Source organism: Archangium gephyra, from assembly GCF_049060025.1.
Taxonomy (GTDB): domain Bacteria; phylum Myxococcota; class Myxococcia; order Myxococcales; family Myxococcaceae; genus Archangium; species Archangium gephyra_A.
The window spans coordinates 8309678-8322320 of sequence record NZ_JBMEQQ010000002.1; the positions used below are offsets into that span (position 1 = coordinate 8309678).

Annotated in this window: 6 protein-coding genes; all 6 read left to right on the forward strand. The window is 69.0% G+C overall.

Features of this window, described 5'->3' with window-relative positions; genetic code table 11:
- Positions 1-112 precede the first annotated feature (112 nt).
- Positions 113-5449 carry a trifunctional serine/threonine-protein kinase/ATP-binding protein/sensor histidine kinase gene (locus ACN28I_RS36485; RefSeq protein ID WP_420946509.1) on the forward strand — a complete coding sequence of 1779 codons (5337 nt, stop codon included), beginning with the start codon at positions 113-115 and terminating at the stop codon, positions 5447-5449.
- A 25-nt stretch (positions 5450-5474) separates the two neighbouring features.
- Positions 5475-8240, forward strand: a complete 2766-nt coding sequence (locus ACN28I_RS36490) for a hypothetical protein (RefSeq protein ID WP_420946510.1) — start codon at positions 5475-5477, stop codon at positions 8238-8240.
- 156 nt (positions 8241-8396) lie between these two features.
- Positions 8397-9767: a phosphomannomutase/phosphoglucomutase gene (locus ACN28I_RS36495; protein ID WP_420946511.1), complete on the forward strand. Its 1371-nt coding sequence runs from the start codon at positions 8397-8399 to the stop codon at positions 9765-9767.
- Positions 9768-9783: 16 nt separating this feature from the next.
- Positions 9784-10338 (forward strand): NADPH-dependent FMN reductase, encoded by a 555-nt coding sequence (locus ACN28I_RS36500; protein ID WP_420946512.1) that lies wholly within the window; start codon positions 9784-9786, stop codon positions 10336-10338.
- A gap of 22 nt (positions 10339-10360) precedes the next feature.
- The gene (locus ACN28I_RS36505) at positions 10361-11290 is read left to right on the forward strand and encodes an ROK family protein (RefSeq protein WP_420946513.1); all 930 of its coding nucleotides are present in this window, start codon (positions 10361-10363) and stop codon (positions 11288-11290) included.
- 54 nt (positions 11291-11344) lie between these two features.
- Complete coding sequence (locus ACN28I_RS36510; RefSeq protein ID WP_420946514.1) at positions 11345-12535, forward strand: BMP family lipoprotein; 1191 nt, start codon at positions 11345-11347, stop codon at positions 12533-12535.
- The last annotated feature ends 108 nt before the right edge of the window (positions 12536-12643 follow it).

Below are 12643 nucleotides of genomic sequence, written 5' to 3' on the forward strand. Positions count from 1 at the left end.
TGCGCGGGAAGGACTCTCACCCCGAGTAGGCCACGCGGTTTCGCGAGAGGCGTGAGGGTTTGTCCATCGTTGGGGCAGCAAGGGCGAAGTGTTAAGAACTTGCCGTACCAACATGATGGACATCCCTGGGTACAAGCTCCTCGGGCTCTTTCAGATGACGAGCAGCAGCCTGCTGTTCCAGGCGCTGCGTGAGGCCGACGAGCTGCCCGTCATCGTCAAGACTCCGCGCAACGACCATCTCGGTCCACGCGAGCGCGCGCGCTACCAGCGGGAGTACAGCGTGTTGCAGCGCCTGCGAGGCACGCCCGGGGTGCTCGCCACCCGAGGCTGTGAGGTGCTCAAGGAGCGGCCCGTGCTGCTGTTGGAGGACGTGGGCGGCGATGCCCTCTCGGAGCAGTTGGGCCAGCCCCTCGCGCTCTCCGACGTCCTCTCCCTCGCGATTCCCCTGGCCGCCACGCTGGCGGAGGTGCACCGCCGGGGCGTCATCCACAAGGACATCAAACCCGCCAACATCCTCCTCTCGCCGGGCGGGCAGGTGTGGCTCATCGACTTCGGGCTGGCCTCCCTGCGGCAGGTGGAGCACGTGGAGGGCGCCACCGCCTCGCTCGTGGAAGGCACGCTGCCGTACATGTCCCCGGAGCAGTCCGGGCGCATCAACCGCGTGGTGGACTACCGCACGGACTTCTATTCGCTGGGCGTGACGCTCTATCAGTTGCTCACGGGGCGCCTGCCCTTCCGGGGCAAGGATCCGTTGGAGTGGCTGCACGCGCACATCTCGCAGATGCCCGTGCCGCCCCACCAGGTGGTGCCGTCGATTCCCCCCATGCTCTCGGCGGTGGTGCTCAAGCTGCTGGCCAAGGCCGCGGACGAGCGCTACCAGAGCGCCGAGGGGCTGAAGGCCGATCTGGAGCGGTGCCGGGAGGCGCTGCGGCGGGGCGTGCAGGAGGACTTCACGCCGGGCCTCCAGGACTTCCCCGCCCGCTTCCAGCTTCCCCAACACCTCTACGGCCGTGACGCGGAAGTCGAGACGCTGCTGGGGGCCTTCGAAGAGGTGGCGCGGGAGGGACGGCCCGAGTGGGTGCTGGTGCGTGGCTACTCGGGCATTGGCAAGACCTCCCTCATCCAGGAGCTGCACAAGCCGGTGCTGGAGCGCCGGGGCTTCTTCCTGGGTGGCAAGTTCAACCCCCTGCAGCGCGACGTGCCCTACGCCACCCTGGCCCAGTCCATCCGGGCGCTCGTGCAGCAGGTGCTGGCGGGCAGCGACGAGGAGGTGGCGGCCTGGCGTCAGCGTCTGGGAGAGGCCTTCGAGGGAAATGGGCAGGTGCTGGTGGACCTGGTGCCCCAGTTGGAGCGGGTGGTGGGCAAGCAACCCCCGGCGCCGCAGTTGCCGCCCACCGAGACGCAGAACCGTTTCAACCGCCTCTTCCAGCGCTTCCTGGGCGTGTTCGCCTCTCCCCAGCGGCCGTTGGTGCTCTTCCTGGACGACCTGCAGTGGGCGGACTTCGCGAGCCTCAAGCTGCTGAAGTACCTCATCACCCATCCGGACACGCCGCCGCTGCTGCTGATTGGCGCGTACCGGGACAATGAGGTGGGCACCTCGCATCCGCTGGCGCTGGTGCTGGAGGAGGCGCGCAAGGAAGGGGCCCGGCTCGCGCACATCCACTTGGGGCCGCTCTCGCCCCCGCAGACGCGGCAGTTGGTGGCGGATGCCCTGCCCGGCGCGGACCGGCAGATGCTCGAGCCGCTGGCGGAGCTCCTCCAGGCCAAGACGGGCGGCAACCCCTTCTTCCTCCTCCAGTTCCTGCAGACGCTCTACCAGGACGGCCTGGTGGAGCGGGTGCCCCAGGGCGGGTGGCTCTGGAACGCGGACGCCGTGCGGGCCATGGGCTACTCGGACAACGTGGTGGACTTCATGGCCGGGCGGCTGCGCAAGCTGCCCGCTCCGGCCGTGCGGCTGCTGTGTCTGGGCGCGTGCGTGGGCAACACCTTCCCGTTGGAGAAGCTGGCCCTCCTCTCCGGACAGGAAGCCTCCGAGGTGGAGCTCGGTCTCGAGCCGGCCCTTCAGGAAGACCTGGTGATGCAGGCCGGCGCTCAGCACTACCGCTTCCTGCACGACCGCATCCAGCAGGCTGCCTACGGCATGCTGTCCGAGCAGGAGCGCAAGGCCACCCACCTGCGGATTGGCAGGTTGCTGTGGACGCGCCTCTCGCCCGAGGCGCTGCGCGAGCGCCTCTTCGACGTGGTGGGGCAGCTCAACGCGGGCGTGGAGTTGATGGGCGATACGGAGGAGCGCACCCGGCTGGCGCGGCTGAATGCCGAGGCGGGCTTTCGCGCCCAGTCCTCCACCGCCCACCGCTCGGCCATCGGGTACTTCTCCATGGCCGTGCGCCTGATGCCCGGGGACCTGTGGGAGGCGGTGCCCGAGCTGGCCTTCAAGCTGCGCCTGGGACAGGCCCAGAGTGAGCTGATGAGCGGCAATGGCCCCGAGGCCCGCCGCATCGTCACGGAGCTTCGCGCGAGGCCGCTCTCGCACCAGGAGCTGGCGGCGGCCTACCGGCTCGAGAGCAGCATCTTCCTCACCGCCAATCAGCCCGAGGCCGCCGCCGCCTGCCTGCTGGAGTGTCTGGAGCGCTTCGGGGTGCGCATCCCCGCGAGGCCCACCTGGGACGAGGTGACCGCCGCCCACCTGGAGGTGGAGTCCCTGCTGGGCGGCCGTTCCATCGAGAGCCTCGTCGAGCTGCCCTCCATGACGGACCCGGAGATGAAGACGGTCATGGGGCTGCTCGGGGCCCTGTTCGCGCCGGCCTTCTTCACCAGCGAGACGCTCCTGGCCCTGCACCTGTGCCGCATGGTGGCGCTGACGCTCCGCCATGGCAGCACCGACGAGTCCGCGTCCGCCTATGTCTGGTATGGGTTCGTGACGAGCTGCCTCTTCAAGGATCCCCACCGGGGATATGCCTTTGGCCGGCTGGCGTGTGAGTTCGTCGAGCGCAATGACATCTCCGCCTACCGGGCCCGGGTCCTCTTCACCCAGGGGCACGTGAGCCTCTGGGTGAGGCCGCTGCGGGAGGCGAGGGAGCTCTACGAGAAGGCCTTTCAGCAGGCGCTCCTGTCGGGGGATCTGCAGATCGCCGGCTACTGCTGCATCTTCATCGCCTGGCTTCAGCTCTCCCTGGGCGCCGAGCTGGGCGAGGTGGAGCGCGAGGCGGCCACGTATGCCGGGTTCGCGCGCAGAAGCGGCTTCCGGGACGCGGGAAACATCACCGGGCTGCTGGGGGCCTTCGTGCGGCAGTTGCGAGGGCTCACCGTGTCGTTCGGCTCGCTCAACGGGGAGGGGTTCAACGAGGAGGAGCTCGAGGGGCTCTTGAGCAGCGGCATGGCCCCGCTGAAGTGCTCGTATCCCGTCATCAAGACCCGCTCCCGCTTCATGGCGGGTGCCTTCGAGGAGGCGCGCCAGGCGGCGGAGAAGGCCCAGGGGATGCTCTGGGCGGTGATCGGCCGCATCCAGTTGCTCGACCACCACCTCTACAGGGCCCTGGCCCTGGCGGCGTGCTGCCGGGAGGCCCCGGCGCCCCTGCGGGAGCAGTACCTGAAGGACATCCAGCAGCACCGGCGGCAGTTGGAGGCGTGGGCCACGAGCAGTCCGGAGACGTTCCGCGCGGCCGAGCGGATGGTGGCGGCGGAGCTGCACCGCCTGCACGGCAGACTCGAGGCGACCGTCCACGGCTATGAGGAGGCCATCCAGGCCGCCCGTGAGCATGGCCTCATCCACAACGTCGCCGTGGCGAGCGAGCTGGCCGCGCGCTTCTGGAAGGAGGCGGGGATACCGCTCATCGCCCTGGCCTATGCCCGCCAGGCGCGCGAGGCCTATCTCCAGTGGGGCGCCGAGGGCAAGGTGCGGCACCTGGACGAGCAGTGGCCGGACATCTCCCGGCTGGTCCTCAGTGGCCAGGGCACCACCAGCTACGACACGGCCTCCAAGCTGTTGGACGCGCTCAGCCTCGTCAAGGCGCAGCAGGCCATCTCCAGTGAGATGGATCTGGAGCGGCTGGTGGGCATCCTCGTGCGGGTGGCCATGGAGAACGCGGGGGCTCAGCGGGGCGCCCTCATGCTGTTGCGAGGGGAGACGCTGACGGTGGTGGCTCGGGTGGAGTCCGCCGACGAAGAGGTGCGGGCGGTCGCGCCGGAGCTGGCCACCTGGGAGCCGCCGGGGGCGCTGGTGTCCTATGTGCGGCGCACGGGCGAGCACGTGCTCATCGCGGATACCTCCGAGCCCCATGCCTTCTCCGGTCCGGCCGGCACCACCAGCCGGGCCGGTTCCGTGCTGTGTCTGCCATTGAAGCGCAAGGAGGAGTTCTACGGGGTGCTGTACCTGGAGAATGCCCTCACCTCGGAGGCCTTCAACCCCAGCCGCATCACCCTGTTGCAGCACCTGTCCTCCCAGGCCGTCATCTCCATGGAGAACGCGAGGCTCTACTCCGAGGTGCGGCAGGCCGAGGCCGCCCTGCGCCGGGCCAACGAGGAGCTGGAGTCGCGCGTGGAGGAGCGCACGCGTGAGCTGAAACAGGCCCAGGCGAGCCTGGTGGAGACGGCCCGCATGGTGGGCAAGGCCGAGGTCGCCTCCAGCGTGCTGCATGACGTGGGCAACGCCCTGACGAGCCTCGTGGTGGACAGCGAGGCCCTGCGCCGCACGGTGGTGGCCTCGCGCATGGGCCGTGTCGAGCAGGTGGTCCAGCTCCTGGAGCAGCACCGCTCGGATCTCGCGGGCTTCCTCACGAATGATCCCCGCGGCCACCAGCTCTTCACCTACCTTTCCAGCCTCGCGGGCGAGCTGGCGCAGGAGCGCGTCTCCCTGCGGCAAGGCATGGATGACTTGTCGAAGAACGTCGACCGGGTGCGCACCATCATCCAGATGCAGCAGGCCTACGCGAAGTCCACGCTGCTGGTGGAGGAGTGTGACCTGGCCGAGGTGCTGGACGAAGTCCTGCGGCTGCAGGCGGGCGCCTTGCAACAGTGGAGCGTGCAGGTGACGAAGGAATTGTCTCCGCTGCCCAGGATGAAGGTGGACAGGCACCGGCTGCTGCAGATCCTCCTCAACCTGCTCAGCAATGCCCGGCAGGCCCTGGAGGCGGTGGTCCCGGGGCAGCGCCGGATCCTCATCCGGCTGTATGCGGAAGGGGAGTGGGTCCTCTTCCAGGTCGTGGACAATGGCAGGGGCATCGCCCCCGAGGTGCACGGGCGGCTCTTCACCCAGGGCTTCACCACCCGCAAGGAAGGCCATGGCATTGGCCTGCACTCCAGCGCGCTCGCGGCCCAACTCATGGGCGGCAAGCTGACGCTGGAGAGCGAGGGGCTGGGACGGGGCGCCACCGCCACCTTCAGGCTCCCTGCGGCGGGGGCCAATCCCAAGGCCGCGGAGAGGCCTCCTCCTCGGGGTATGTCTGGGTAGGGAATTGCGTATATTGCGGAGACTCATGGACCGACCCCACGACACGTATTTCCCAGTGACCTCCTGGCTTTCCGCCGCGGCCATGGCCGTCTGCCTGTTCGCGGGGACTCCCGCGCACGCGGAGTCCTCGTTCGCCCTCTTCGAGAGTGGGCAGGTCCGCCCCCTGGAGCTGTCACCGGACGGCAAGCTGCTCTTCGCCGTCAACACCCCGGACAACCGTCTGGAGATCTTCCGGGTTCATGGCGGTGGCCTCACGCACCGTGCCTCGGTGCCCGTGGGGCTGGAGCCCGTCGCCGTGGCGGCGCGCAGCAACACCGAGGTCTGGGTGGTGAACCACCTCTCGGACAGCGTGAGCGTCGTCGAGCTGAGCGGCAATGGAAACGGCGGGCGCGTCACCCGCACCCTGCTCGTGGGGGACGAGCCGCGCGACATCGTCTTCGCGGGGCCGGGACGCAGCCGCGCCTTCATCACGACGGCGCACCGGGGCCAGAACATCCCGTTCGATCCGCAGCTCACCACGCCCGGCATCGGCCGTGCGGATGTCTGGGTTTTCAACGCGAATCCGGCCAGCGGCATGCCGAGCACCATCCTGACCCTCTTCAGCGATACGCCGCGCTCGCTGGCGGTGACGCCGGACGGCTCGCGCGTCTACGCCGCGGGTTTCCACTCCGGCAACCGGACGACGACGCTCTCGCACATCCTCGTGCCGGATGGGGGAGAGGCCAAGGGCGGCCTGCCCGCGCCCAACACCAGCGTGGAGGGACTGCCGCAGCCCGAGGTGGGGCTCATCGTGAAGTACAACGGCACCCACTGGGTGGATGAGCTGGAGCGCATCTGGGACAGCTCCGTGCGCTTCTCGCTGCCGGACAAGGATGTCTTCGTCATCGACGCGATGGCCAACCCTCCGGCGCAGCTCCCGGGTCCGTCCGGGTTCTTCGCCGGGGTGGGCACCATCCTCTACAACATGGCCGTCAACCCGGTGAGCGGGAAGGTCTACGTCTCCAACACCGAGGCCTTCAACGAGAAGCGCTTCGAGGGCGCCGGTGAGTTCTCGGGCCACTCGGTGCAGGGCCGCTTCCACGAGAACCGCATCACCGTGCTGAGCAGCGCCGGGGTCACGCCGCGCCACCTGAACAAGCACATCGATTACGACGCCTGCTGCGCGCCGCTTCCCAACGCGGAGAACCAGAAGAGCCTGGCACTGCCCACGGGAATGGCCGTCAGCGGGGATGGCTCGACGCTCTATGTCGCCGCGCTGGGCTCCAACAAGGTGGGCATCTTCAACACGGCGGAGCTCGAGAACGACACCTTCGTTCCCAGCGCGTCCAACCATGTCCCGCTCACCGGCGGTGGGCCCACGGGACTGGTGCTCGATGAGCGCTGGAAGCGGCTGTATGTGCTGACGCGGTTCGACAACTCCATCTCCATTGTCGATACCCGTAGCCGTAAGGAGCTCGGCCACGTGGCCATGTACAACCCCGAGCCTCCGGTCATCGTGAAGGGGCGGCGCTTCCTGTACGACGCGTCCCTGAGCTCCAGCCACGGTGACTCGTCGTGCGCGACGTGCCACGTCTTCGGTGACTTCGACAGCCTGGCGTGGGACCTGGGCAACCCGGACAACGGGACGGAGACCAACCCCGGCCCCTTCATCGGCAGCCCGATCATCAACCCGGACTTCCATCCCCTCAAGGGGCCGATGGCCACCCAGAGTCTGCGCGGCATGGCCAACCACGGGCCCATGCACTGGCGCGGCGACCGGACCAAGGGCAACGAGGAGCCCAGCGCTCAGCCGGACAGCGGCGCCTTCGACGAGGATGCCGCGTTCAAGATGTTCAACGGGGCCTTCGTGGACCTGCTCGGGCGCGACCAGCCCCTCCCCGAGGCCGACATGCAGGCCTTCACGGACTTCATGCTGCGGGTGATGTATCCGCCCAATCCGGTCCGGGCGCTCGACAACTCCCTGACGCCCGAGCAGCAGGAGGCGCACGACTTCTTCTTCAACGTGCCCTCCAACATCGTCTTCCACATCTCGTGCGGGACGTGCCACGTCATCGAGCCCGACGCCAACCCGGACGCGGTGATTCCCGGCTTCTTCGGCTCGGACGGCCGGAGCGCGTTCCCCTTCGCGGCCCAGGTGCTCAAGGTGCCGCACCTGCGCAACATGTACCAGAAGGTCGGCATGTTCGGCATGCCGCGCACGCCCATCTTCAACCCGGGTGACAACGAGTTCATGGGCGACCAGGTGCGAGGCTTTGGCTTCATCCATGACGGCAGCGTGGACACCATGTTCCGCTTCAACCGCGTCATGGCCTTCACGCAGGGGCCGGACAACGTCACGGGCCTTCCGGCCAACGCCGAGGGCGATGCCATGCGCCGCAAGCTGGAGAGCTTCATGCTCGCGTTCGACACCAACCTGGCGCCCATCGTCGGGCAGCAGGTGACGCTCACCCGCGCCAACGCCGCGGCGGTGGGTCCCCGGCTCGAGCTCCTCATGGCCCGGGCGGACGCGGGGGAGTGCGAGCTGATCACCAAGACGCAGCAGGGCCGGCACGAGCAGGGCTTCCTCTACACGGGCGCGCGCCGGTTCGTGTCCGACCGGAAGGACTTTCCCGTGCTCCCGGAGGCGGTGCTCCGGCAGATGGCGGGCTCGGGCCGGGTGGAGCTGACGTACACCTGCACGCCGCCGGGCTCGGGCACGCGGATGGGCATCGACCGGGACGAGGATGGCTTCCTGGACGGTGACGAGCGCGAGGCCGGGAGCAATCCGGCGGACCCGAAGAGCACCCCGTAGCCGCGCTCGGGTGGGCCGGTCCGTGTCCCCGGCCCACCAGGAGTCTCAGGGGGTTACACGGCCGGTGCCGCGTGGGTACCCCCCCGCCCCGCGCTTGTGTATAAGAGCGCCGCCCTCGACCCAGCCTCCCCTTCGAGGGCTTCGGGAAACAGCCTCATGAACGCGCATATCTTCCGCGAGTACGACATCCGTGGCCTGGTGGACAAGGACCTCACCGTCGAGGTGGTGGAACTGCTGGGCAAGGGACTCGGCACCGTGGTGCGGCGCAAGGGTGGACGCTCCATCGTGGTGGGCCGCGACTGCCGCGAGTCCTCCACGCGCTTCCGCGACGCCCTCTGCCGTGGCCTCACCTCCACCGGGTTGAACGTGCTCGACGTGGGCGTGGTCCCCACGCCGCTCACCTACTTTGCCGCCAACACCCTGCCGGTGGACGGCCTGGCGATGATCACCGGCAGCCACAACCCGCCCGAGTACAACGGCTTCAAGATTGGCGCCGGCAAGACGACCTTCCACGGCCATGAGATCCAGGCCCTGCGCAAGCTCATCGAGGCGCGCGACTTCGAGACGGCCCCCACCCCGGGCGCCGTCAGCCCGTTCGACATCCACACGCCCTACTACCACTTCGTCCGTCAGACGGTGAAGGTGGGCCGCAAGGGGATGAAGATCGTCATCGACGCGGGCAACGGCACCGGCGGCGCCGTGGCCGTGCCGCTCTTCGAGAGCATGGGCTTCGAGGTGGTTCCGCTCTTCTGCGACATGGACGCCACCTTCCCCAACCACCACCCGGACCCCACGGTGGTGGAGAACATGCAGGACCTCATCGCCGCGGTGAAGCGCGAGAAGGCCGAGGTGGGCATCGCCTATGACGGCGACAGCGACCGCATCGGCGTGGTGGATGACCAGGGCAACATCCTCTGGGGCGATCAGATCATGATCCTCTTCAGCCGCTACGTGCTGAAGGAGAGCCCGGGCGCCGCCATCGTCGGCGAGGTGAAGTGCTCGTACACCATGTACGACGACATCGCGAAGCACGGCGGCAAGCCGGTGATGTGGAAGGCGGGCCACTCGCTCATCAAGGCGAAGATGAAGGAGGAGCACGCGGAGCTGGCCGGCGAGATGAGCGGCCACATCTTCTTCAAGAACCGCTACTTCGGCTTCGACGACGCCATCTACTCCTCGGCGCGCCTGCTCGAGATTCTCACCCACGAGAAGGCGAAGCTGTCCGGGCTGCTCGGCGACGTGCCCAAGACGTTCGCCTCGCCCGAGCTGCGCGTGGACACGGTGGAGGAGAAGAAGTTCGAGATCGTCAAGCGCGCCACCGAGACGCTGCGCAAGGCGGGCCACTCGCTGGTGGACGTGGACGGAGTGCGGGTGACCTTCCCGGACGGGTGGGGCCTCATCCGCGCCTCCAACACCCAGCCCATCCTGGTGCTGCGCTTCGAGGCCAAGACCGCCGAGCGGCTGGAGGAGATCCGCCAGCTCATCGAGGGCACGGTGGAGAAGATGCAGCGCGAGGTCGGCGCCTGAGCTAGGAAAGGGCCCCATGGCGACTCCTCACATCCTGGCCCTGTGCGGCAGCCTGCGCACGGGGGGTTTCAACAAGAAGCTGCTGGACCTCGCCGTGGCGGAGGCCCGCGCGCAGGGCGCCGAGGTCGACGTCGTGGACCCCAAGGTGTTCGCGCAGCTTCCCATCTATGACCTGGATGTGGAGGCCAAGGGCTGGCCGCCGCTGGTGAAGGAGCTGAGGGAGCGGCTGGCCCGCGCCAACGGGCTGCTCATCGCCAGCCCCGAGTACAACTCCTCCATCCCGGGCGGCCTGAAGAACGCCATCGACTGGGTGTCGCGTCCGCCCGAGCGCCTCTTCCAGGAGAAGTGGGCGGGATTGATGGGCGCCTCGCCGGGCGTGTTCGGCACCTCGCGCATGCAGCCGCACCTGCGCCAGGTGATGGCCTCGATGGGCGTGCACGTGCTACCCGCCCAGGTGCACATGCCGCGCGCCATGGAGGCCTTCAACGCGGATGGGAGCCTCAAGGACGAGGCACGGCGCAAGGAAGTGGCGGCGCTCGTCTCGTCTCTCGTCTCCAAGCTCAAGGGCTGATTGCCCGACCGGAGGACCAAGAATGCCCACGCTGGGAATCGACCTGGGAGGCACCTTCGCCCGTGCGGCGGTGGTGGATGCGAAGGGCAACATCATCGCCTCCGCCAAGATGGCGCTCACGGAGCGCAGCCCGTCGGCGGTGGTGGAGTCCATTGCCCATGCGGCCAAGGCCGCGGTGGACACCGCGGGCACGCCCGTGCAGGGGTGCGGCGTGGGCGCGGCCGGGCAGATCCACGGAGATTCCGGTGTGCTGGCGGTGGCGCCCAACCTCGGCTGGCGCAACGTGCCGCTGGGGGAGATGCTCCGCACGCGGCTGGGCTACTCCGTCCGGGTGGTGAATGACCTGTCGGCCGCCGCCTGGGGCGAGCTCAACGCCGGAGCGGGGCGCGGGTCCCAGGACATGTACACGGTGTTCGTGGGCTCGGGCGTGGGCAGCGCCATCATCGCCGGGGGCCGGCTGGTGAACGGCGGCGGTGGGGTGGCCGGCGAGCTGGGCCACATCAAGGTGGTGCCCAACGGGCGCCGGTGCGGCTGCGGCGAGCTGGGCTGCCTGGAGGCCTACGCGGGTGGCCACAACCTCATCGCGCAGACGCGGGAGTTGTTGGCTACGGGACGCTCGCACGTGCTGCTGGAGCTGACGGGCGGGGACCCGGCCCGGGTGACGCCGGTGACGCTGGAGCAGGCGGCGGAGGCGGGTGACACCGAGGCGCGTGAAATCTACGAGCGGGCCAGCCTCATGCTGGCCGTGGCCGTGGCCAACCAGGTGACGGTGCTCAACCCGGCGCGGCTCATCCTGGGCGGCGGCGTGCTGACGCACTGCCCGGGCATTCGGCGGCGCGTGGTGGAGGGGGTGCAGGCGTTCGCCTCCACCACCTCGCGCGAGGGGCTGCTCATCGCCGACGCCGAGCTGGGGGACGACAGCGGGCTGATCGGCGCGGCCCTCCTGGCCTGACATCCCCGGGTCCCAGGCTTGAGGGGAGGGCGCGGCTCTGCTAGAGGCCGCGCCATGGCTCCTTCCCGTTCCTTCCTGCGACTGTCCCTGCTGTCCGCCCTGGTGCTCGTGTCCGCCTGCAAGAAGCAGGAGGAGACGAAGCAGGAGACCGCTCCCGCCAACGCCGCCGCCGAGCCGAAGCAGAAGACGCTGAAGATCGGCCTGGTGACGGACGTGGGAGGCCGCGGTGACCACTCCTTCAACGACTCGGCGCTGCGCGGCCTGGAGCTGTGGGGGGCGGGCAAGAAGATGGAGGGCGGCAGCTACAAGGACGCCTCCCCGGGGGAGCTGAAGGAGACGCTCCAGCAGGACCTGGCCACGCGCGGCATCGCCCCGGTGGTGGGTGTCACCCCGGTGGTGCTGCAGAGCAAGGTGCCCGAGGACTATGAGCCCAACCTGCAGACGCTGGTGGACGAGGGCGTGTCCCTGGCCATTGGCGTGGGCTTCATGCTCGAGAACGCCGTGGAGACGGTGGCGAAGCGCAACCCGGACGCGAAGTTCCTGCTCATCGACAGCCCGCTGGTGTCCGCCGACGGCAAGCTCTACACGCTGCCCAACGTGCGCACGGTGATGTACCGCGAGGAGCAGGGCAGCTTCCTGGTGGGCGCGCTGGCGGGCCTGGCCTCGAAGAACAACAAGGTGGGCTTCGTGGGCGGCATGGAGGTGCCCCTCATCAAGAAGTTCGAGGCGGGCTTCCGCGCGGGCGTGGCCGCCGTCAACCCGAAGGCCACCGTGCTGGTGAACTACACGGGCAGCTTCGACAACGTGGCCGCCGGCAAGCAGGTGGGCCAGGACCTGGTGAACAAGGGCGCGGACGTCGTCTACCACGCGGCCGGCTCGGACGGCCTGGGCGTCATCCAGGCGGTGAAGGAGGCGCGCGCCGCCGGCAAGCAGGTGTTCGTCATCGGCGTGGACTCGGACCAGTCGCACCTGGCCCCGGAGGCGGTGCTGACCTCCATGCTCAAGCGCGTGGACCTGGGCGTCTACGAGGCCGTGCGTGACCTGTCCCAGGGCAAGCTCGAGGGCGGTGACGTGACGCTGGGCCTCAAGGAGGGCGGCGTCACCTACGCCCCCGTGCGCGTGGACTTCCCGGGCAAGGCCGAGGCCCTCCAGAAGGTCGAGGAGCTGCGCGCGAAGATCGTCTCCGGCGAGCTCCAGGTGCCCACCAACCCCTCGGAGCTGACCGCCGCTCCGGCCAAGAAGTAACGCGGCCTCTGGCCGGAAGTGTCAGGCCCCGTTGCCTCCCAGGCGGCGGGGCCTTTTCATTGCAGGCCCCAGCACTGGATTCTCCAAGAGGCTGGCACCCGGAGGCGC

Bases quoted from the DNA above. Each gene is read 5' to 3' on its own strand.
- ACN28I_RS36485 (WP_420946509.1), top strand. From the start codon at position 113: ATGATGGACATCCCTGGGTACAAGCTCCTCGGGCTCTTTCAGATGACG.
- ACN28I_RS36490 (WP_420946510.1), top strand. From the start codon at position 5,475: ATGGACCGACCCCACGACACGTATTTCCCAGTGACCTCCTGGCTTTCC.
- ACN28I_RS36495 (WP_420946511.1), top strand. From the start codon at position 8,397: ATGAACGCGCATATCTTCCGCGAGTACGACATCCGTGGCCTGGTGGAC.
- ACN28I_RS36500 (WP_420946512.1), top strand. From the start codon at position 9,784: ATGGCGACTCCTCACATCCTGGCCCTGTGCGGCAGCCTGCGCACGGGG.
- ACN28I_RS36505 (WP_420946513.1), top strand. From the start codon at position 10,361: ATGCCCACGCTGGGAATCGACCTGGGAGGCACCTTCGCCCGTGCGGCG.
- ACN28I_RS36510 (WP_420946514.1), top strand. From the start codon at position 11,345: ATGGCTCCTTCCCGTTCCTTCCTGCGACTGTCCCTGCTGTCCGCCCTG.